Annotated in this window: 22 protein-coding genes; 5 read left to right on the forward strand and 17 right to left on the reverse strand. The window is 63.6% G+C overall.

The features are described from left to right. Window positions 1–136: 136 nt before the first annotated feature. From AC0L3N_RS17640 to AC0L3N_RS17660, 5 genes are all read right to left on the reverse strand, one after another. On the reverse strand, window positions 137–916 hold the full coding sequence (locus AC0L3N_RS17640) for a succinate dehydrogenase iron-sulfur subunit (RefSeq protein WP_473548802.1): 780 nt from the start codon (window positions 914–916) through the stop codon (window positions 137–139). A 64-nt stretch (window positions 917–980) separates the two neighbouring features. Beyond that, window positions 981–2,819 (reverse strand): succinate dehydrogenase flavoprotein subunit, encoded by a 1,839-nt coding sequence (sdhA, locus tag AC0L3N_RS17645; protein WP_473548803.1) that lies wholly within the window; start codon window positions 2,817–2,819, stop codon window positions 981–983. A 3-nt stretch (window positions 2,820–2,822) separates the two neighbouring features. Further along, on the reverse strand, window positions 2,823–3,197 hold the full coding sequence (sdhD, locus tag AC0L3N_RS17650; protein ID WP_210335001.1) for a succinate dehydrogenase, hydrophobic membrane anchor protein: 375 nt from the start codon (window positions 3,195–3,197) through the stop codon (window positions 2,823–2,825). Between the two features lie 23 nt (window positions 3,198–3,220). Then, window positions 3,221–3,640 (reverse strand): succinate dehydrogenase, cytochrome b556 subunit, encoded by a 420-nt coding sequence (sdhC, locus tag AC0L3N_RS17655; protein WP_473548805.1) that lies wholly within the window; start codon window positions 3,638–3,640, stop codon window positions 3,221–3,223. A 388-nt stretch (window positions 3,641–4,028) separates the two neighbouring features. Next, entirely contained in the window at window positions 4,029–4,373 is a 345-nt protein-coding gene (locus tag AC0L3N_RS17660; RefSeq protein WP_473548806.1) for a hypothetical protein, read from the reverse strand. Between the two features lie 227 nt (window positions 4,374–4,600). On the opposite strand from AC0L3N_RS17660, the gene AC0L3N_RS17665 reads away from it, so the two are divergent. Beyond that, window positions 4,601–4,954 (forward strand): hypothetical protein, encoded by a 354-nt coding sequence (locus tag AC0L3N_RS17665; RefSeq protein WP_123148944.1) that lies wholly within the window; start codon window positions 4,601–4,603, stop codon window positions 4,952–4,954. Here the strand turns inward: AC0L3N_RS17665 and AC0L3N_RS17670 are convergent. Both AC0L3N_RS17670 and AC0L3N_RS17675 read right to left on the reverse strand, forming a co-directional pair. Next, window positions 4,938–6,161 (reverse strand): GGDEF domain-containing protein, encoded by a 1,224-nt coding sequence (locus AC0L3N_RS17670; protein WP_473548807.1) that lies wholly within the window; start codon window positions 6,159–6,161, stop codon window positions 4,938–4,940. The two genes, AC0L3N_RS17665 and AC0L3N_RS17670, sit on opposite strands and share 17 nt — an antisense overlap. An 80-nt stretch (window positions 6,162–6,241) precedes the next feature. Then, window positions 6,242–7,453, reverse strand: a complete 1,212-nt coding sequence (locus AC0L3N_RS17675; protein WP_473548808.1) for a GGDEF domain-containing protein — start codon at window positions 7,451–7,453, stop codon at window positions 6,242–6,244. Between the two features lie 161 nt (window positions 7,454–7,614). Here AC0L3N_RS17675 and AC0L3N_RS17680 point away from each other — a divergent pair, with 161 nt between their 5' ends. Beyond that, window positions 7,615–7,926: a hypothetical protein gene (locus tag AC0L3N_RS17680; protein WP_095495597.1), complete on the forward strand. Its 312-nt coding sequence runs from the start codon at window positions 7,615–7,617 to the stop codon at window positions 7,924–7,926. Between the two features lie 71 nt (window positions 7,927–7,997). Here the strand turns inward: AC0L3N_RS17680 and leuC are convergent, their stop codons facing one another. From leuC to rplS, 5 genes are all read right to left on the reverse strand, one after another. Continuing rightward, window positions 7,998–9,407: a 3-isopropylmalate dehydratase large subunit gene (leuC, locus tag AC0L3N_RS17685; RefSeq protein WP_123148812.1), complete on the reverse strand. Its 1,410-nt coding sequence runs from the start codon at window positions 9,405–9,407 to the stop codon at window positions 7,998–8,000. A gap of 407 nt (window positions 9,408–9,814) precedes the next feature. Further along, window positions 9,815–10,450, reverse strand: a complete 636-nt coding sequence (locus AC0L3N_RS17690) for a class I SAM-dependent DNA methyltransferase (protein ID WP_473548809.1) — start codon at window positions 10,448–10,450, stop codon at window positions 9,815–9,817. Window positions 10,451–10,588: 138 nt separating this feature from the next. Next, the gene (locus AC0L3N_RS17695; RefSeq protein WP_473548810.1) at window positions 10,589–11,398 is read right to left on the reverse strand and encodes an amino acid ABC transporter permease; all 810 of its coding nucleotides are present in this window, start codon (window positions 11,396–11,398) and stop codon (window positions 10,589–10,591) included. 77 nt (window positions 11,399–11,475) lie between these two features. Next, the gene (locus tag AC0L3N_RS17700; RefSeq protein ID WP_473548812.1) at window positions 11,476–12,273 is read right to left on the reverse strand and encodes a transporter substrate-binding domain-containing protein; all 798 of its coding nucleotides are present in this window, start codon (window positions 12,271–12,273) and stop codon (window positions 11,476–11,478) included. A gap of 243 nt (window positions 12,274–12,516) precedes the next feature. Further along, window positions 12,517–13,056 carry a 50S ribosomal protein L19 gene (gene rplS / locus AC0L3N_RS17705; RefSeq protein WP_473548814.1) on the reverse strand — a complete coding sequence of 180 codons (540 nt, stop codon included), beginning with the start codon at window positions 13,054–13,056 and terminating at the stop codon, window positions 12,517–12,519. A 334-nt stretch (window positions 13,057–13,390) separates the two neighbouring features. On the opposite strand from rplS, the gene AC0L3N_RS17710 reads away from it, so the two are divergent. Then, entirely contained in the window at window positions 13,391–14,143 is a 753-nt protein-coding gene (locus AC0L3N_RS17710; RefSeq protein ID WP_473548816.1) for a sulfite exporter TauE/SafE family protein, read from the forward strand. On the opposite strand, the gene trmD is transcribed toward AC0L3N_RS17710, so the two are convergent. Both trmD and rimM read right to left on the reverse strand, forming a co-directional pair. Then, window positions 14,125–14,823: a tRNA (guanosine(37)-N1)-methyltransferase TrmD gene (gene trmD, locus AC0L3N_RS17715; RefSeq protein WP_473548817.1), complete on the reverse strand. Its 699-nt coding sequence runs from the start codon at window positions 14,821–14,823 to the stop codon at window positions 14,125–14,127. The two genes, AC0L3N_RS17710 and trmD, sit on opposite strands and share 19 nt — an antisense overlap. Continuing rightward, window positions 14,820–15,419: a ribosome maturation factor RimM gene (rimM, locus tag AC0L3N_RS17720; RefSeq protein ID WP_473548818.1), complete on the reverse strand. Its 600-nt coding sequence runs from the start codon at window positions 15,417–15,419 to the stop codon at window positions 14,820–14,822. The genes trmD and rimM overlap by 4 nt, the downstream gene beginning before the upstream one ends. 131 nt (window positions 15,420–15,550) lie before the next feature. On the opposite strand from rimM, the gene AC0L3N_RS17725 reads away from it, so the two are divergent. Beyond that, window positions 15,551–16,489 carry a tyrosine recombinase XerC gene (locus tag AC0L3N_RS17725; protein WP_473548820.1) on the forward strand — a complete coding sequence of 313 codons (939 nt, stop codon included), beginning with the start codon at window positions 15,551–15,553 and terminating at the stop codon, window positions 16,487–16,489. A 114-nt stretch (window positions 16,490–16,603) separates the two neighbouring features. After that, entirely contained in the window at window positions 16,604–17,671 is a 1,068-nt protein-coding gene (locus tag AC0L3N_RS17730; protein WP_473548821.1) for a TraB/GumN family protein, read from the forward strand. 721 nt (window positions 17,672–18,392) lie between these two features. Here the strand turns inward: AC0L3N_RS17730 and lpdA are convergent. From lpdA to AC0L3N_RS17745, 3 genes are read right to left on the reverse strand one after another with little or no spacing between them, the layout of a single operon-like run. Beyond that, complete coding sequence (gene lpdA / locus AC0L3N_RS17735) at window positions 18,393–19,799, reverse strand: dihydrolipoyl dehydrogenase (RefSeq protein WP_473548822.1); 1,407 nt, start codon at window positions 19,797–19,799, stop codon at window positions 18,393–18,395. Window positions 19,800–19,837: 38 nt separating this feature from the next. Beyond that, window positions 19,838–20,593 (reverse strand): SDR family oxidoreductase, encoded by a 756-nt coding sequence (locus tag AC0L3N_RS17740; RefSeq protein ID WP_473548824.1) that lies wholly within the window; start codon window positions 20,591–20,593, stop codon window positions 19,838–19,840. Then, the gene (locus tag AC0L3N_RS17745) at window positions 20,590–21,042 is read right to left on the reverse strand and encodes a hypothetical protein (protein WP_473548891.1); all 453 of its coding nucleotides are present in this window, start codon (window positions 21,040–21,042) and stop codon (window positions 20,590–20,592) included. The genes AC0L3N_RS17740 and AC0L3N_RS17745 overlap by 4 nt, the downstream gene beginning before the upstream one ends. Window positions 21,043–21,044 lie beyond the last annotated feature (2 nt).

Raw genomic sequence — 21,044 nt, forward strand, 5'->3', positions numbered from 1 at the left:
TTGGCACTGTGATGTTCTTTGGCACTGTGATTTTGACAGACATCCGAGCGTTACGACAGAGCCTCTCAATGTCGGCAGGACAGAGGGGGGCGCGAAGGATCGCTGCCTATGAGAGACGAGGCAGAAACTGCCGGGGTCAGACCCTTCTCTCCACCATCATCTTCTTGATCTCGGCGATCGCCTTGGCCGGGTTGAGGCCCTTGGGACAGGTCTGGGCGCAGTTCATGATGGTATGGCAGCGATAGAGCCGGAACGGGTCTTCGAGATTGTCGAGCCGTTCGCCCGTGGCCTCGTCCCGGGAATCGATCAGCCAGCGATAGGCCTGCAACAGCGTCGCCGGGCCGAGATAGCGATCGCCGTTCCACCAGTAGCTCGGGCATGAGGTCGAGCAGCAGGCGCATAAGATGCATTCATAGAGCCCGTCGAGCTTTTCGCGGTCCTCATGGCTCTGCAGCCATTCTTTGGCCGGCTCGGGCGACACCGTCTTCAGCCATGGCTCGATCGAAGCGTGCTGGGCGTAGAAATTGGTGAGGTCGGGCACCAGATCCTTGACCACTTGCATATGCGGCAGCGGGTAGACCTTGATCGCGCCGGAAATGTCGTCGCAGCCCTTGGTGCAGGCGAGCGTGTTGGAACCGTCGATATTCATGGCGCAGGAGCCGCAAATGCCCTCGCGGCAGGAGCGGCGCAGCGTCAGCGTCGGGTCGATCTTGTTCTTGATGTAGAGCAGCGCGTCGAGCACCATCGGCCCGCAATCGTCCATGTCGACGAAATAGGTGTCCATGCGCGGGTTCTCGTCATCGTCCGGCGACCAGCGGTAGATGCGGTACTCCCGCAGATTGGTAGCATTCTCCGGCTTCGGCCAGGTTTTCCCGGCCTTGATCTTTGAGTTCTTGGGAAGCGTGAGTTCGACCATTACCTCAGGTCCTTTCGGATGACGAGCTTCAGCCCGGACCAAGTCCCGTTCACGGCGGCCATCGTCAATACACCCTCGCCTTGGGAGCGATCTTGGCCGGGTTGATGCCGCCGTCTGCTTCCCTAAGCAGCGGCTCGGTGTGCACCGGCCGGTAGCTGAGCGACACCTCGCCGGTCTCGCTGAGCCGGGCCAGCGTGTGCTTGCGCCAGTTCGCATCGTCGCGCGCCGAAAAATCTTCCCGCGCATGCGCGCCGCGGCTCTCCTTGCGCGCTTCGGCGCCGTAGACCGTGGTGATGGCGTTGGCCATCAGGTTTTCCAACTCCAGCGTCTCGACCAGGTCGGAGTTCCAGATCATCGAGCGGTCGAACACTTTTACATCGTTGAGTTCGCCCCAGATCTGCGAAATGCGCCTGCAGCCGCTTTCCAGCGAATCCTGCGTGCGGAACACCGCCGCATCGTCCTGCATCGCCTTCTGCATCTTTTCACGCAGCACCGCCGTCGGCGTCGAGCCGTTGGCGTGACGCAGCCGGTCGAAGCGGTCCATGATCTTCTCGACCGAGGCTTCGTTGGGCGACGGGATCGCGGCGTTGCGGTCGATCACCTGGCCTGCCCGGATCGCGGCCGCGCGGCCGAACACCACCAGATCGATCAGCGAGTTCGAGCCCAGCCGGTTGGCGCCGTGGACGGAGGCGCAGCCGGCTTCGCCGACCGCCATCAGCCCGGGCGACACCTGGTCCGGGTTCAAGGCAGTGGGGCTGAGCACCTCGCCCCAGTAATTGGTCGGCACGCCGCCCATATTGTAGTGGACCGTCGGCAGCACCGGGATCGGCTCCTTGGTCAGGTCGACGCCGGCAAAGATTTTTGCTGACTCCGAAATCCCCGGAAGTCTCTCGTGCAAAACGGCCGGATCGAGGTGGTCGAGGTGGAGAAAAATATGGTCCTTCCTCGGTCCGACGCCGCGCCCTTCGCGGATCTCCAGCGTCATGCAGCGCGAGACCACGTCGCGCGAGGCAAGGTCCTTGGCCGATGGCGCGTAGCGTTCCATGAAGCGCTCGCCTTCGGAATTGACAAGATAGCCGCCCTCGCCGCGGGCGCCCTCGGTGATCAGGCAGCCGGCGCCGTAGATGCCCGTTGGGTGGAATTGCACGAATTCCATGTCCTGCAGCGGCAGCCCGGCCCGCGCTGCCATGCCGCCGCCGTCGCCGGTGCAGGTGTGTGCCGAGGTCGCCGAGAAATAGGCGCGGCCATAGCCGCCGGTCGCCAGCACCACCATTTTTGCCGAAAAACGGTGGATGGTGCCGTCGTCGAGGTTCCAGGCGACGACGCCGGTGCAGGTGCCGTCCGGCTCCATGATCAGGTCGAGCGCGAAATACTCTATGAAGAACTGCGCATTGTGCTTCAGCGACTGGCCGTAGAGCGTGTGCAGCATGGCGTGGCCGGTCCGGTCGGCGGCAGCACAGGTGCGCTGCACCGGCGGTCCCTCGCCGAAATTCATCATCATGCCGCCGAATGGCCGCTGGTAGATTTTCCCGTCCTCCGTGCGGCTGAAGGGAACGCCGTAATGCTCTAGCTCGTAGACCGCCGCCGGCGCCTCGCGCACCATGTATTCTTGTGCGTCGGTGTCGCCGAGCCAATCCGAGCCCTTGACCGTGTCGAAGAGATGCCACTGCCATTTGTCGGGACCCATATTGGCGAGCGAGGCGGCGATGCCGCCCTGCGCCGCCACCGTGTGCGACCGCGTCGGGAAAACCTTGGTGATGCAGGCAGTGCGCAGGCCCTGTTCGGCCATGCCGAGCGTGGCGCGCAGGCCGGCGCCGCCGGCGCCGACGACCACCACGTCGAATTTGTGGTCGACATAGCTATAGGCGGACGCCGTGTTGGCGTTTTTCGCGTCCTTGGCCAAAACTCAGCCTCCAAATGCCAGTTTGAGCAGGGCGAAGATCGAGGCGACGCCGACCACTACGGGAAAGAATGTGTTGAGCGCCAGCAGCGCCAGCCTCATGCCCTCGCCATGCACATAGTCCTCGATGATCGCCTGCATGCCGAGCCGCATATGATAGAGCCCGGACAACAGCACCAGGGCCAGGACCAGCGCCACGAACGGGTTGGCAAGCGCGGCGCGCACTTCCGCATAGCCGGCGCCGTTCAACGCGATCAGGAAGCCGACGAAGAACAGGATCAGCGGGATGTTGGCGATCGCCGTCAGGCGCTGGCGCCAGAAATGCTCCGTGCCCTCGCGGGCGGAGCCGAGGCCGCGCACCTTGGCCAGCGGCGTGCGCATGTCGGTGTTGTGGTGGCTCACGATCAGGCTCCCCGCGCCATGTAGCCGGCGATCCAGATCAGCAGCGTCAGTACAATCGAGCCGGCCAGCGTCGCCCAGGCAACTCTGGAGGCCGTGTCCTTTTCAAGACCGGCCCCGGTGTCCCAGATCAGGTGGCGCACGCCGCCCAGCATGTGGTGCATCAGCGCCCAGGTATAGAAGAACAGCACCAGCCGCCCCAGCCACGAGCCGAAGGCCCAGTTGACGCCATCGAAGATAGCTTGCGAGCTCGCCGCCGCCATCAGCCACACCGCGACCAGCAGCGTGCCGAAATAGAGCGCCCCACCAGTGATGCGATGGATGATCGACATCGTCATCGTGATCGGCGGTCGATAGACGGTCAGATGCGGCGAAAGCGGCCGTTCACGTCTGGCAAATTCGCGGGTGGCTGGTGATTTGCTCATGGCTCCCCCAGTTCGGCGTCTCTGGAGCCCCAGGTGGAAATGCGGCGTTACCGCTTCCGGATGCGACTTCGGACAGCCGGTTTCTAATGCTCTTTTTGCACCGCGTCAAAGCCGGAAAATCGTTTCGAAAACGTAATTTAGTCTGACTGAATAGCCCGTTTTCGCTTCAATCGATTAGGGCGCGACCCAAAGCCGGCGCAATGTTCGCTGCACTGCGGCATATCTGCCCGGCTTGGGCGTCCAGGGTGTGTTGAGATTCAGGTCAGGCCGAGTCGAAAATGGTAGCTTACGAGAACCGGAGCGGAGCGTACATTTCCGTACGTGAGCACCGGAAGCGGAGGAGGCTGCCAGTTGCAGGCCGGCCTCACCTGAATATCAATGCACCCGATTAGCGCTTGCAGGTCAGCGGCGTCTTCCCGCCCTCCATCACCAGCGCGTCGCGCCCGTCGATCACGATTGCGTCATGCGCCTCGCCGAAGCGGCTATTTTGATTGGCTGGTGAGGCCGGCAGGTCCTCGCTGGCGCCGTCCGGGCCAAGCACGCGAACCGAGGTGCCGAGATTTTCGATGGTGATCCTGGCGCCATCGGCGCAAGTGTAGGTCGCGGTGCGCGGCTGCGGCGAATCGGCGAGCGGATTTCCGGCATTCGGCGCATTGGTCTGCGACACGCAGGCAGCAGTGATCAGCAATGGGAAAAGCGCAGGCGTTATCCGAAACGTCCGGCCTAACGCCATATGCTGCCTCCCTACGCGTCAATCCAGCCGCGGTGGTTTGCCGAGATCACCCGCGCCACGCGATGGTGCGGGCAAGCATGGCCGAATGATGGCCGCAGCGCAGGCGCCGGATATTAACCATGTTTGCCGAGATCTGGCTGCCAGCAGGGGCCGGCATCTTAACAAAGGTTAAGAAAAGGTTAATTTGTGATTCGAGCAAGACTCGCCTCTGACAAATGGGGGACGCCATGCGTTCGAATTCAGGCAGATCGCGCCTTCCGGCGCTCATCCTGGTGGCGGTGGCCATCGGCTTCGCAGCACCGGCACTCGCCGGGACGCGCGACCGCGTCTACGCCGATTCCTTCGGAAATCTCGTCATCGAGAGCGCCGCCGGTTACAAGCGCATCCTCGTTGGCGACGGCAACCTGGCCAAGGAACTGTCGGACTACACCGGCGCCGGCCAGCCCAAAATCATCTATGAAGACGACCCGGATGACATCAGCAGCCGCGACTGCTACAGGCCGCCGGTTTTCGTGAAGGGCCGCAGCTATATGTACGGGCTTTCCGACGGCGAGATGCCCGAGCTCAGCCCCTGCCGCTGATCTTCGGCCCGGCGTTGGCGACAGCCGTCTGCCGGGAGGCGATCGACCCTATCGAGATGCGCACGCAATTGCGTCCGCTGCCCTTCGCTTGATAGAGCGCTTCATCGGCGCGCTGCAGCAGGTCGGAAAAACCTTCGGCCGGGTGAAGCTCGGCAACGCCGAAGCTGGCGGTGCAACGATGGTGCGCCGGCAGACAGTCTATCGGCAGGGCCCCGAAAGCGCTGCGCGTGCCTTCGGCGAAGAGCCGCGCGGCGGCGAGGTTGGTTCCCGGCAGGATGATGGCGAATTCCTCACCACCGATGCGGCCGGCGACGTGGTGATCGGCGGCCGCATCACGCAGGAAGCCGGCAAAGGCCTCGATGACCCGGTCGCCGGACGCGTGGCCGAAACTGTCGTTGATGCTCTTGAAATGATCGAGGTCGGCGATGACCAGGGCGACCGGAATACCCTTGCGCACGGCGTCACGCATCGCGAGCTCGGCATGACGTTCGAAGCCGCCCCGGTTGAGCAGCCTTGATAGCGTGTCCGTCTCCGACTTCGATGTCGCCTCGGCGAGCACGTCACGGACCACAATGACCAGAATGAGAAGCGCGATTGTCATGCCGAATACAGTGCCTAGTGATTGCGACACCAGAGCGTAGTTGCTCTGCAGATAGGCCTGCGGATTGACACCCCAGCCGCCCAATGCATGGGCGATGAACGGCTTGCTCACGAATTGCAGGGCGCTGGCCGCCAGAACGGCCATCAGCGCATGGTCGAGCCAGTCGCTTCTTTGCCTGGACGACCAGACGATGCCGACGCCGACGAACTGCATGGCCGCATAGGGAAGCTGGTAGGCCATCATGCGGGCAAGCGACTGGCGCGGCAGGTCCTGCACGAAATACACGGCCACGGTGGCCGCAAACAGGAAGACGAGCATCGGCGCCCAGGGCGGCGCCACACCGTATTTATGGGCAAGCCCGCCATTGAAGGCGATGGTGGCGCCAAGGAAAACGGCGAAGCCCGCGACGACCGCGGGTCGCGCATTGTCGAAGACCGGAATGCTGAACTCGATGGCGAAATAGGCCATCCCGAGCAGATAACCGAAGACCAGCCAGCGCGCCGGCGCGCGCGCCACATCGTTGAACGAGATAGTCATGAAGGCGGCCGCCAGCAGACCGGCGACGAGCAGGTTGATTGCAAGGATGAACTCTGCGCCGCCGCTCATGTGGTTTCTCGCACTCCCTGCGCCAGCAGATCACGAACGGGCGAAAAAGACGTTAACGCGAGCCCAGGGCGCGGATGCGATCAGCCGGCTTTGAGCGGTTCCACAACCGACACCGTTTCCGACGGTTCACAGGCCGACTGGTCATAGGACAGGCGCACGCTGTCGCGGCCGTTCCTCTTGGCTTTGTAGAGCGCCTCGTCGGCGCGGCGCATCAGCGGCTCCAGCCCTTCCTCGCCGGTGCGGGCCGCCACGCCGAAGCTTGCCGTCGCTCTTGTACCGTGCGGAAGCCCGTCGACGCTGCCCGCCGAATAGAGCGTGCGAATGGCTTCGGCAAACAGCCTTGCCGCGCCGAGGTCGCTCAGCGGCAAAAGCACTGCGAACTCCTCGCCACCGATGCGGCCGGCGACGCCGCTGGTGCCGGCAGCCGATCGAAGCTTGGCGGCGAAGTCGGCGATCACGCGATCGCCCGCCGCATGCCCGTGCAGATCGTTGAGCGCCTTGAAATGATCGAGGTCGGCGAGCACAAGAGAGACCGGCAGTTTGGCGGTGGCGCAGTGCTGCAGGAGAAGCGTGGCGCGCTCCTCGAAGCCGCGGCGGTTGAGCAGGCCCGACAGCGGGTCGGTGTATGCATCGGCCTTCAGCACTTTCATCACGTCGAGCGCAGCCGCACAGAACAGGCAAAGCGCGATGAGCAGCGACAACAGCGCGTGCGACAGGAGCGCCGTCGTCCAGTAGGACGAGGCATAGAACCCGTCATAGCTTTGATAGGGTCCATGCGCGATGACGATAACGAGGGTGCGCACGAAGAAGTTCAGCCCCGAAAGCAGCGACAGCACGAACAGGATCATTTCCGTCGGGCCCTTGTCGCGCACGACGCGCAGTTCGGCGGCGACAACCAGGCTGAGGCCGCCGAAAGCGAAATTCATCACTAGGATCCGCCAGGTGAGGTCCGGCTGGATGAACATGAACCAGCAAAAAGCGGTCAGGCCGCCGCTCGCCAGAACGCCGATCGCAACAAAGGGCACGCGCCGTCCATAACGTGTCACGATCGCGCCGGCGAGACCACAGGCGGCGATGGTGAAGCAGATGTTGGAGATCAGCTTGGTCGGCGCCATGCCGATGGGCAGGGTGAAATGCTGCAACAGGAAGCCGGCCGCCGAAAGCCAATAGCTGGCGGCCAGAACGGCCAGATAGGGGCGGTGACGTTGATAGAACGAAAGCACGAGAAACACCGCGCCGAGCGCAAGCGCGATCGTCGGGTTGAGCAACCCTACCAGCAGACCGGTGTCCAAAGGACCGTGACCCCCACGCTTCCTGAGGGAAGACCTTAGAGCGGAAGCCCAAACAAGCGGTTAAGCGGGATCGAATATGCGCGAGGTCACTCATGAAGCTGCTGCACGGAACTTGAGACCCCGGCCGGCGTTTTCCGGCAGCAATCGATGGAGACGCTTTCATGGCCGATACAATCATGCTGACCGATCACGAGGCAATTCGCTCATGGGCCGCGTCACGTGCCGGATTTCCGGCAATCGTCGATGTATCGCCCGAAACAGGCACGCAAGCCATGCTGAGGCTGGTTTTCGGCCAGCATGCCTATCAGGACCAGGACCAGGCCGAACGCCCGGCCAACGCCGGCGGCTACGAACTGGTCGAATGGGACGAGTGGTTCAAGCTTTTCGACGAACGTCAGCTGGCGCTCGTGGTGGCAAAGGATCAACCCGGCCGCCGTGAGCAATTCCACGAATTCGTCAGGCGCCCCGGCTGAAAGAGAGTGCCCGAATCGCGTTGCGGCTCGGGCCTGCATGCACTCATATACGGACCGTGGCAGCCCTGCGTTTATTTCCACTCACGGATGTCGACGAAATGGCCGGCGATCGCCGCCGCCGCCGCCATCGCCGGCGACACCAGATGGGTGCGGCCCTTGAAGCCCTGACGGCCCTCAAAATTGCGGTTCGAGGTCGAAGCGCAGCGTTCATGCGGCTTCAGCCGATCGTCGTTCATGGCAAGGCACATCGAGCAGCCCGGCTCGCGCCAGTCGAAGCCGGCGGCGACAAAGATCTTGTCGAGACCTTCGGTCTCCGCCTGCTCCTTGACCAGACCGGAGCCCGGCACGATCATCGCATCGACATGAGGGCTGACTTTCTTGCCCTCGACCACCTTGGCGACGGCGCGCAGATCCTCGATGCGGCCGTTGGTGCAGGAGCCGATGAAGACGCGGTCGAGCGCGATATCGGTGATCCTGGTACCCGGCGTCAGCCCCATATAGTCGAGCGCGCGCTGCTTGGAGGTGCGCTTGTTCTCATCGGCGATATCGTCGGGGTTCGGCACGATGCCCTGGACCGAGACGACGTCCTCGGGCGAGGAGCCCCAGGAGACGATCGGCGGCAATTTCGCCGCGTCGAGCACGACCACCTTGTCGAAATGCGCGCCCTCGTCGGACTGCAGCGTCTTCCAGTAGGCGAGCGCCGCATCCCACGCCTCGCCCTTGGGGGCCCGCGGCTTGTCCTTGACATAGGCGAAGGTCGTCTCGTCAGGCGCGATCAGGCCGGCACGGGCGCCGCCCTCGATCGACATGTTGCAGATGGTCATGCGGCCTTCCATGGACAGCGCGCGGATCGCTTCGCCGGCATATTCGATGACATAGCCGGTGCCGCCGGCAGTGCCGATCTCGCCGATGATCGCCAAAATGATGTCCTTGGCGGTGACGCCTTCCGGCAGTACGCCGTCGACGCGCACCAGCATGTTCTTGGCCTTGCGCTGGATCAGCGTCTGCGTGGCCAGCACATGCTCGACTTCTGAGGTGCCGATGCCATGCGCCAATGCGCCGAAAGCGCCGTGCGTCGAGGTGTGGCTGTCGCCGCAGACGATGGTCATGCCGGGCAGCGTAAAGCCCTGCTCCGGACCGATGATGTGGACGATGCCCTGGCGGATATCCTTCTCGGAATAATATTCGACGCCGAAATCCTTGGCATTCTTGGCCAGCGCCTCGACCTGGATGCGGCTTTCCTCGTTCTTGATGCCGAACTTGCGCTCCGGCGAGGTCGACACATTGTGGTCGACCACGGCCAGCGTCTTTTCCGGATGGCGGACTTTTCTGCCGGTCATGCGCAGGCCTTCGAAGGCTTGCGGGCTGGTCACTTCATGGACGAGATGACGGTCGATGTAGAGCAGGCAGGTGCCGTCGTCCTGGCGGTCGACGACATGGTCGTCGAATATCTTGTCGTAGAGGGTGCGCGGTGCGCTCATGTGCGTAAATCCGTCGATATAAAAATGGGAAAGGACAAGCGCCGGCTAGCCGGCGAACACGGCCTAGCGAAGTCGGCTGGTCAGAGCGCCGGAAACGCGCGCCGAGAATCGCGACGGCAGGCGTTTTCTGTCCTGCAGCACGAAGCCCTTGTAGGCCGGATCGCCAAAAAGCTGTTCCATGGCGTGGCTCATATCAATCTTTTGGCTTTTCGGCAATCGCGGCTGCCTGGCGCGGCTCTGCCTTCTCCCCTTGTGGGAGAAGGTGTTGCCGAAGGCGACGGATGAGGAGTGCTCCAGGGAACGCCGACGTCTCATTCCGTCCAACACCCCTCATCCGTCTCGGCGCTGCGCGCCGATCCACCTTCTCCCACAAGGGGTCCCACAAGGGGAGAAGGAAGAAGGCTTATTCAAACCACTTCAAACACAAATGTCTTCACCAGCGCCTCGGGCTCGGCGATCGCATAGCAGCGGAACCACGGGCTTTCCTCGACCGACCGCCATTTTTTGTCCCGCTCCAGTTCGGCAAGGACGTCACGAAAGCCGCCGCTCTCGAACACTTGGTCGCGAACGGTGAAGATGGCGTGGCCGCCCTTCTTGGTGATCCGCACCAGTTCATGCAGGCTGGAGGCCGGCGCGTGGCTGATGGTGAACACGCCGGTCGAGAAGAAGGCGCGGAAATACCCGTCCGGCCAAGGCAGCGGACCGCCAAGCATCGCCTGTTTCAGCTCGCTGTAGGCCCGGCGGCTGCCGGCGATGTCAAGCATTTCGTCCGACAGGTCGAGCCCGGCGATGTCCTGATAGCCGAGCGCTTTGAGCGACGGTCCCGACAGGCCGGTGCCGCAGCCGGCGTCGAGCAGCGGCCCCTCGCCTGATGGCACATGGCGCGCCACCCAGGCGGCGATCAGGAACGGCAGGAGATAACCGAGCGAGGCGGTTTCGCTGTCATAGGTCGCAGCCCATGCGGCATAGGCTTGCGCCAGCGCTTCCGGCGTGTCGGCCGTATAGACGGACTCCAAGGCCGCATTGGCTTTGTCGATAATCATGGATCTGACCTCCAACTCATGCATGTCGCCCAAAAGCATGCCCTTGGGCTTGAACCGGGGGTGCGCAGCGCTTTTTGGGACAACGACACGCACAAAAACAAAATCTGCCGCGATCGTAGCGCCGTCTTCGCCTGCCGGCTATTGCTCATGCTGGCGGCGCAGCCGCTTCTCCAGCCCCCGCAAGGCCAGCGACAGGCCGACCGTCAGGATAAGATAGATGTAGGCGACGATCGAATAGGTTTCGAAGAAGCGGAACGAGCCGGCGGCGTAGATCTTGCCCATCTGGGTGATGTCAGCGACGCCGAGCACCGAGACCAGCGAAGAATCCTTGACCATGGCGACGAAATCATTGCCGAGCGGCGGCAGGATGGTGCGGATCGCCTGCGGAAAGACGATCAGCCGGAAACGCTGCGTGCGCGTCAGCCCCAGCGCCTTCGCCGCCTCGATCTGGCCCTTCTCGACCGCCTGGATGCCGGCGCGGAAGACCTCCGAGATGAAGGCCGAGTAGCCGATGGTCAGCGCCATGATGGCGCGCCACAGCAACGACACGTCGCGCACCAGCAGTTCTCCGAAGAGACCCGCATTTTGCAATGGCGCGGTCAGCCCGTTCCATGCCGCGACGAAGGCCGGCGCCCCGGCAAAGGCGATCCAGAACAACAGCACCAGCATCGGCACGCCGCGGATGATCTCGACATAGAAGCGGGCAATCTGGCGCAGCCAGCGCGACCCCGACAGCCCCATCAGCGCAATGCCGAGCCCGATTGCCGAGGCCAGCGCGAAGGCGATCATTGTGACGAAGACGGTGATGCCGATGCCCGTGGCGACGGTCGCAAAAACCTGGGCGTAGAGGTCGCTTGCCGCAATGAAGATGGCTGCGGCCATGGCGAGCGCCGCCGCCACGGCAAGCCACCACGGGAAGTCGGTTTTGGAGGTTGAAGCTGGGGGCATTAGGCAGTGCCAGTAAAGCAGGCATCGCGGAGGCAGCGCGAGTTCCTGCGCGACCCGCAACGTCCGCGACAAAAGTCCTACTGCCCCATCTTGTAGTCAAGGAACCATTTCTTGTTGAGCGCGTCGAGCGTGCCGTCGGCCTTCAGTGCGGCGATCGCCGCATTGACCGGTTTCACCAGATCCGAGCCTTTCGGGAAAATAAAGCCGAAATCCTCGGTGCCGAGCGGGCCGCCGATCAGCTTCAGCCCGCCGTTGGACGCATCGACATAGCCCTTGCCGGCAGTGCCGTCGGTCAAAACGACGTCGACGTCACCGGTCTTCAACGCCTGCACCGTCGCACCGAACGTCTCGAACAGTTTGATGCGCGGGTTCTGCTCATTGCCGTCGAGCACGCTGTAGACGGCGGTGTAGAAGGGGGTGGTGCCGGCCTGCGCGCCGATCAGCCCATCCTTGAAGGCGCCAAATGTCTTGGCGTCGGTGAAGCGCTTCTCATCGCCACGCACCAGCATGAACTGTTCCGAGCGCATGTAGGGGTCGGAGAAATCGACCTTCTGCTTGCGGTCGTCCTTGATGGTGATACCGGTCATGCCGATGTTGTACTGGTTGTCGGAAACCGCCTGGATCATCGCGTCCCAAGAGGTGTTCTGGTACTCGACCTGGAAATTGAGCCGCTTGGCGATCTCGTTCATCGCGTCATATTCCCAGCCGATCTGCTGGCCGGTCTTGGCGTCGATGAATTGCAGCGGCGGATAGGCGTTCTCCGTCACCACCACCACCTTCTTGCCGCCGAGATCGGGAAGCGCCTGCGCCAGGGCGGCGACGGGCGCAAGTATCAGAGCCAACAGGCCGGCCAACAGCAGTTTCGATTTGGTCATGGTACACCCCGAAAACTTGAACCGCCTCGACATGGTCGAGGCTTGCAGGAAAATCCGGCGCCGACTTTAGCTTTCCGCAAGCGCCTTGCAAGCCGGCTTGATGCGCCGTTCCGCCCGAAAATGGATTCCCATGCTTTCACCAAACGGTCACGGAACGATCCGTTTCGATTGCGTCGGAATCCATCCCGCGAAACAAAAAGGCGGCCGAAGCCGCCTTTTCGAAACATCGGTTTTGAAGACGCCTTATTCGGCGGGAGCGGCTTCCTCGGCCTTGGCGGCCTCGTCGGCAGCCTTCTTCTCGGCGGCGTCCTGCGCCGCCTTCTCGGCGGCCAGCGCCTGGGCGGCGGCCACCTTCTCGGCCTCGATGCGGGCCTTTTCGGCGTTCAGCGCATCGCGCTCCTCATCGTTCAGCTTGCGGGCGCGCACGCCGGTGTTTTCCGAAATACGGGCCGACTTGCCGCGACGATCGCGCAGGTAATAGAGCTTGGCGCGGCGCACCTTGCCGCGGCGCACGATCTCGACGCCCTCGACCATCGGTGAAAAGACCGGGAACACGCGCTCCACGCCTTCGCCGTAGGAAATCTTGCGAACGGTGAAATTCTCCTGGAAACCGGCGCCGGCGCGGGCGATGACAACGCCCTCATAAGCCTGGACGCGGGTGCGGGTGCCTTCGGTCACGCGGACCTGGACGCGCACGGTGTCGCCGGGCTGGAATTCGGGAAGCTTGCGCTTGGCTTCGACCTTGGCGGCCTGTTCGGCCTCGAGCTGACGGAGGATATCCATCTCTACAAATCCACTTCTTGTTCTTCCGACAGTCAGAGCGTCCGACACTCGCCTTGCAGTTGCATTGACCGCTCGGCTATGCCCTTTGTTCGAGAACATCTGGGTTCGAGAACATCGGGCAGGGGCGACTACACCGTCATTGTTGACGGGTCCGGCAGATCGTTCTTCCGGTTCGGCGCGCACATACAGCTATTTCGACGCTTTGTCACGCCTTCGCCGTGTCTTTTTTGGCCGTTGGCCGACATTGCAATCTTTCGGCGCAGGGGTTGCGTCGAAGGCCCAAGCTTTTTAAGCCGAGTAAAACGTGACTTTCCTCCGGCGGCAATACCCCTCCATGCCAGTTCTCGATGCGGCCCTGCTCTTTGTCGCGGGCTTTCTCTCAGGCGCCGTCAACGCTATAGCCGGCGGCGGGACGTTCATAACCTTCGGCGCCATGTCGCTGGTCGGCTTGCCGCCGATCGTCGCCAATGCCACCTCGTCGCTGACACAGTTTCCCGGCTACATCACCTCGACGCTCGCCTACTGGTCCGACATCAAGCATTTCTGGCGCACGGCATTGCTGCTCGGCCTTATCTCGGCTTTCGGTGCACTGGCCGGTGCGCTCATCCTTCTGGCGCTCGACAATCCGTCGTTTCGCGTCCTGGTGCCATGGCTGCTGCTGGCGGCAACCGCGCTGTTCGCCGCCGGGCCGTGGCTGAGGCCGGCACCCAAGCCGGGGCGTGAGGCCGCAGTGGGTTCGCTGGTCGGTTCCCTGGCGCAATTCGCCACCGCCGTCTATGGCGGCTTCTTCGGCGCTGGCATGGGCGTCATGATGCTGGCGACGCTCGGCCTCACCCAGCCCGGCGACTATCACCGCCTGAACGCGCTGAAGAACATGCTGGCCGTGGTCATCGCGGCGGTAGCCATCCTGGTCTTCATCTCCGGCGACATCATCGCCTGGCCGCAGGCGATCGTCATGATACCCGGCGGCGCGCTGGGCGGCTATGCCGGCGTCTGGATCGCCAAGCGTGTGCCGCAAATTGCCGTGCGCGGCTTCGTCGTTGGGGTCGGCGTGTTCCTGGCCTTTTACTATTTCACCAGGGGGTGAGCAGCTAACAGGTCCGGCCGCCGCTCCTTCGTCAATTTTTCCGACTCGGCGCGCCGCCATGCGGCGATCTTCTTGTGATTGCCCGAGGTGAGAACCTCGGGGATTTGCCGGCCCTCGAATTCCTGCGGCCGCGTGTAGTGCGGATGTTCGAGCAGGCCGTTTTCAAAGCTCTCTTCATCGCCCGACACCGCATTGCCCATCACGCCGGGCAACAGCCGCACCACGGCGTCGAGCAGCACCAGCGCTGCCGGCTCGCCGCCGGAGAGGATGAAGTCGCCGACCGAGACCTCCTCCAGTCCCCGCGCCTCGATGACCCGCTGGTCGACGCCCTCGAAGCGGCCGCAGACGATCACCGCGCCAGGTCCGGCAGCCAGTTCGCGCACGCGGGCCTGTGTCAGCGGCTTGCCGCGCGGGCTCATCAGCAGGCGCGGGCGCGGATCACCCGCCGGCGAAGCGTGGTCGATGGCGCTGGCCAGCACATCGGCGCGCATCACCATGCCGGCGCCGCCGCCGGCCGGCGTATCGTCGACGGTGCGATGGCGATCGGTGGCGAAATCGCGGATCTGGATCGCTTCCAGCGACCATGTGCCGGCCTCCAGCGCCCGGCCGGCCAGCGACAGGCCCAGCGCGCCGGGAAACATCTCGGGATAGAGCGTCAGCACCGAGGCGGAAAAACTCAACGGTTGCCCCCGGCGTCCTTCGGCCCACGCGGCCTGCCCTTGGGGTCGAAACCGTCGCTGCCGGGAGCATCGCTGTCTTCGTCATCGATCAAGCCCGCTGCCGCCGGATCGATGCGGAGGAAGCCGTCTTTGATCGACACGTCAGGCACGGCAGCCTGCGTGAACGGAATCAGCACGCCTTTGCGCTCGCCAAGCGTCACGTCGAGAATGTCGCCGCCGCCGAAATTATGCACGGCAACGACCTTGCCGATGTCAGCACCGGTATCGTCCCGGACTGCCAGCCCGACGAGATCGGCATGATAGAATTCGTCCTCTTCGCCGTCGTCCGGCAACATCGAGCGATCGACGAACAGTTCTGTGCCGGCAAGCACCTCGGCGGCGTTGCGGTCACTGATGCCCTTGAAGCGCACCACGACGACCGTGTTGGCCGGCCTGATGTCGACGATCTGGAAGGCGCGGCCGTCCCTTGCATAGAGCGGCCCGTAGTCGGCCAGCGCCAGCGGATCGCCGGTGAAGGTTTTCACGCGCAATTCGCCCTTGATGCCGTGGGCGGCGCCGATCACGGCCATCTGGACGGGGTTTTGCGGTTTGGTCATCGGTGGAAAAATCCTTTGTCTTGCTCTAGCTCCACCCTCTTGTCATTTCAATGACGCGGCTCTTCACCGCTTCCTAACCCGGCTGCCGGAAGATGGCCCAGAATGGAAGAACGGAATATCGCAAGAGCGCAATGCAGGAATTCCTTATCCCGGCCAAACCAGACCTTCAGGCGGCCCGCGAGAGCTGGCTGAAGATGCTGGCGCGCGAACGCCGGCTGTCGCCGGAAACCGTGGAGGCCTATGAGCGCGATACGCGCCAGTTCCTGCATTTCCTGACCGGCCATTGCGGCGGCTCGCCCGGCATTTCGGATATCGCCGATCTGCGCCCGGCCGATCTGCGCGGCTTTCTCGCCGCCCGCCGCGCCGGAGGCGCCGGCGCCCGCACGCTCGGACGCGGGCTCGCCGGCATCCGCTCGCTGCTGCGCTTTCTGGAGCGGCGCGGCCTCGTCAATGCGGCGGGTGCTGCGGCACTGCGCGCGCCACGGCAGCCGAAGTCGCTGCCCAAGCCGCTGACGGCCAGCGATGCGAAACACGTCGTTTCGGTGGAAGGCCAGCTGGCGGAGGAGCCGTGGATCGCCGCCCGCAACGCGGCCGTGCTGACGTTGCTTTACGGCTCAGGTCTGCGCATTTCCGAGGCGCTCGGCCTGCCTAGCGCCGACCTTTCGTCGCCTGATGAAACGGTGCTGCGCGTCACCGGCAAGGGCGGCAAGACGCGGCTGGTGCCGGTGCTGCCGATCGCGCTGCGGGCGATCGCCGAATACCGCCGGCTCTGCCCCTATCATCTCGACCCGAAGGGCCTGTTGTTTCGCGGCGCCCGCGGCGGCCCACTCAACCCGGCCATCGTCCAGCGCGACATGGCCAAGCTGCGCTCGGCGCTCAATCTGCCCGACACCGCCACGCCGCATGCCTTGCGCCATTCCTTCGCCACGCATCTGCTTGGACGCGGCGGCGACCTGCGCACCATCCAGGAATTGTTGGGCCACGCCAGCCTGTCGACGACGCAGATCTATACCGGCGTCGACACCGCGAGGCTGCTCGAAGTCTATGAAGCGGCCCATCCGCGGGCGTAACCGACGCATGATTTCGCAAAGTTGCAGCCAGGATATCAGCCGTGGAACGATGTCCGAGACAATTTTGCTGCGCCAGTTAACCGTTTCGCCGTTCTTTGTCTGTAAAAAGCGGCCATGAAACGCGTCATTATCATCGCCGACCGCACGGCCCTTGCGTCGTTGAAGCTGCTCGTGGCGCTCAACGTCCTGTTTTTTCTCTCTTTCCTCATCCTCGCGCTGCTCGCCGCCGGCAAGGCGCGCGCCGAAACCCCGGTCTGCGCCGGCGCCGACATGCTGTCGGCCTTGCAGAAGGACGACCCGGCCACCTACCGCAAGATCGAGACGGAAGCGGCCGCAACACTGAACGGCAAGGGCCTGTTGTGGAAACTGGAAAAGGCGGGCGAAAGGCCGTCCTTCCTGTTCGGCACCATGCACATGACCGACCCGCGCGTGACCACGCTGCCGCCCGCCGCGCAAAAGGCGTTTGACGCTGCCGACACTGTCGTCATCGAGACCACGGAGGTGCTCGATCAGCAGAAGATGATGGCGGCGTTCCTGAAAGAGCCGGAGCTGATGATGTTCACCGACAGCACCACGCTGTCCTCGCTGCTGTCGCCGGACGATGCGGCGGCGGTGAACAAGGCGCTCGACGCGCGCGGCATCCCGCCGGCGAGCGTCGCCAAGATGAAACCGTGGATGCTGTCGACCATGGTCGCGCTCCCGGCCTGTGAACTGGCCCGCCAGGCCGGCGGCGCGCCGGTGCTCGACATCAAGCTCGCGCAGGACGCCAAAGCCTCAGGCAAGGCCGTCGATGGGTTGGAGACCGTCGCCGACCAGCTTCGCGCCATGGCCTCGCTGCCGCTCGCTTTTCACATGAAGGGCCTCGTCGACACATTGAAGCTCGGCAACAGGGTGAACGACGTCAACGAAACCATGATCGTGCTTTACCAGCGCGGCGACATCGGCATGCTCTGGCCGCTGTTTCGTGCCGTCCTTCCCGGCGGCGAAGACGATTCGGCGGGCTATACCGCCTTCGAGGAAACCATGATCACCCGCCGCAACAAGGTGATGATCGATCATGCCGGGCCGATCCTCGCCAAGGGCAACGCCTTCATGGCGGTCGGCGCCTTGCACCTTCCGGGCGCGGAAGGCCTGGTCGAAGATTTCCGCAAGGCCGGTTACACCGTTACTGCCGTCGACTGAGTTGCGCGGTTGAGTTGCAGACCCGGCAAGACGTGATTCGGGGCGATGCCTTTCCCGAATCACGGAAGGCTTGTCTGAGTACAGGAAGGTCGAAAGGTTTGTTTTGGCTCGATCGCTGCGAATTTTGCGAGTAAAGTGCGTGCGGACAAACGATTCCCGGCGAAGATTGCCCTGTTTTCGGCGTTTTCGATCCCTAACGTGAAACCTGTTCGACGATTGCGCGTTGATGTGTGTTGATTGATACTTTTCATTCCACGGAGGACACTTTTATGGCGAATCCAAACGACCCGTACACCACTCCGACCCCCCCTCCCAAGTCGGGTGGCGGCAGCACCGGCTGGCTGATTGCCCTGGTCGTCGTTATCCTGGCCATTGTCGCTTACTATGTTTTTGGCACAAGCGGTGAGGCGCCAGCGCCTGGTGAACCGCCGGCTGCAACCACGCCGGCCCCGGCGCCAGCGCCCGCTGAACCGACTCCTGCTCCGGCAGAGCCTGCGCCAGCCCCGGCACCTACAGAGCCTGCACCTGCCCCGGCACCTGCAGAGCCTGCTCCGGCGCCTGCCCCAGCACCCGCTCCGGCGCCTGCAGAGCCAGCGCCTGCCCCGGCGCCCGCACCAGCCCCGCAGTGATCGGCTGCTGACTCCAAATACGAACGGCCCGCTGAAAAGCGGGCCGTTTTGCTTTGAGCCGTCAGATGGCTGCCGGAGTAGCTTGGGAAGGCCTACATGTGGATCGGCTTGAAGAAGGTCGCCAGTGCCGCTTCCTTCACCGCTTCCGACATCGTCGGATGAGCGTGGCAGGTGCGGGCAAGATCTTCCGACGAGCCGCCGAACTCCATCAGCACCGCCGCCTCGTGGATCATCTCGCCAGCGCCGAAACCGACGATGTGGACGCCGAGCACGCGGTCGCTCTGCTTGTCAGCCAGGATCTTCACGAAGCCGTCGGTGTGCAGCATGGCGCGCGCCCGGCCATTGGCGCTGAACGGAAACTTGCCGGCCTTGTAGTCGATGCCGGCCGCCTTCAGCTCTTCCTCCGTTTTGCCGACCGAGGCGATTTCCGGACTGGTGTAGACGACGTTCGGAATCACCTCGTAATTCACATGGCCGGCCTGGCCGGCAATGATCTCGGCCACCGCCACCCCCTCGTCCTCGGCCTTGTGGGCGAGCATCGGCCCGGCAATGACGTCGCCGATGGCGTAGATGCCCGGCACATTGGTCTTGAGATGGCTATCCGTCTTGACCCGGCCGCGCTCGTCGACCTCGACCCCGGCCTCCTTCAGCCCGAGACTGTCCGAATAGGCCCGGCGTCCGGTCGCGATCAGCACCGCATCCGCCTCGATCGTCTCGGCGGCACCCCCCTTGACCGGCTCGAAGGTGACGGTGACACCCTTCTTGGCCTTGGCGACACCGGTCACCTTGGCGCCGAGCCTGAATTCGATGCCTTGCTTGGACAGCATGCGCTGGAACTGTTTGGCGACCTCGCCGTCCATGCCGCCGAGAATGGTGTCGAGGAACTCGACGACGGTCACCTTGGCGCCGAGCCGCGCCCATACCGAGCCGAGCTCCAGCCCGATGACGCCGCCGCCGACCACCACCATGTGGCCCGGCACCTTGTCCAGCGACAGCGCGCCGGTCGAGGACATGATCACCTTCTCGTCAAAGTCGACCTTGACCCCCGGGATGCCGGTGACGTCGGAGCCGGTGGCGATGACGATGTTCCTGGTCTCGATCTCCTCGACCTTGCCGCCCTCGCCGATCACCGACACTTTTCCGGAGGACAGGACCTTGCCGGTGCCGCGAAAGCTGTCGATCTTGTTCTTCTTGAACAGGAAGGCGACGCCGTTGACGTTGGACGCCACGGTCGCGTCCTTGTGCGCCATCATCTTCTCCAGATTGAGCTTCGGCGCGCCGATTTCGACGCCCAGTGTGTCGAAGGAATGACCGGCCTCGGCGAATATCTCGGACGCATGCAGCAGCGCCTTGGACGGGATGCAGCCGATATTGAGGCAGGTGCCGCCGAAGGTCGGGTCCTTCTCGACCACCGCCGTCTTCAGGCCGAGCTGTGCCGCTTTGACGGCGCAGACATAGCCGCCTGGTCCCGATCCAATGATAACGACGTCATAAGCCATGATTTTTCCTTCTGGTCTGCACTCAGCCTTGGCTGGGATTAGCGGCCGCCGCCCACTTCCAAATTCGCGCCTGTCGTATAGGACGCCCCATCCGACAGGAGCCAGAGAATTGCCGCGGCGACCTCTTCGGTGGTCCCCGCCCTTTGCATTGGCACGCCGTGACGCATCCTCTCGACGCGATCCGGCTGTCCGCCGGAGGCATGAATTTCGGTATCGACAATCCCTGGGCTGACTGCGTTGACGCGAATGCCTTCGCCGGCCACCTCGCGCGCCAGGCCGATAGTGAAGGAATCGATCGCGCCCTTCGAGGCGGCGTAGTCGACATATTCGCCCGGTCCGCCAATTCTTGCAGCAATCGAGGAAACATTCACGATGGCGCCGCCCTTGCCGCCATGGCTGGTCGACATGCGCTTCACCGCTTCGCGGGCACAGAGCATGGCGCCAATGACGTTGATGCGCATCATGCGCTCCAACCTTGCTCCGCTCATTCCGTCGACACGCGCCCTCTGGTCGACGACGCCAGCATTGTTGACGAGCGCATCGAGCGGCCCGAAGACATGATCGATCCTCTCGAACATCGCCTGAATATCGGCCTCGCTGCCGACGTCGCCCTTGATGGCCAGCGCTTCGCCGCCATCCTGCTCGATCGCCTCGACAAGCGCCGTGGCAGCAGCCTCGTTCGAGGCATAGTTGATCGCGACGCGGTATCCAGCCTTGGCGGCAAGCCTGGATGTGGCAGCACCGATGCCGCGGCCGCCGCCGGTGACCAGCAGCACTTTTTTGGCCGCGCTCATTCCTGACAACCCTTCAACGAAAAAACATCCCACGGCACCTTTGAAAACCCGTTGGCGCCATAGGCAGCCGACATCTGCAGCGACGGCCCGAGGTCGGGAAAGATCAGGGTCTTCGGCGCGTCGACGCCTTCGGCCGGCAGCAGAGCGATGTTGCCCTTGTCATCAGCACTGTAGACGACCCCCTCCCACAGCGTGCAGGCGGCGAGCTCGTCGCCGGTGACGTCGCCTGCCGGGCATTTGTACATCAGCGAACCATGCGGCCGCGCCACGCCTTCCGTCCACATGACGATGCCGTCGAGTACGACATCGTTCTCAAGCACCATCTTGAAGGTGTTGGTGACAACAGCCGATCCCCCGGTCGGCCTGAAATCGATCTCGGCCGCACCTTCGGCATCGCCATAGACGGCGAGCTCGAGCGGGCAGGCGGCAAAGGCCGTCGATGCGACCATGA

It is taken from the genome of Mesorhizobium sp. WSM4807, from assembly GCF_055811615.1.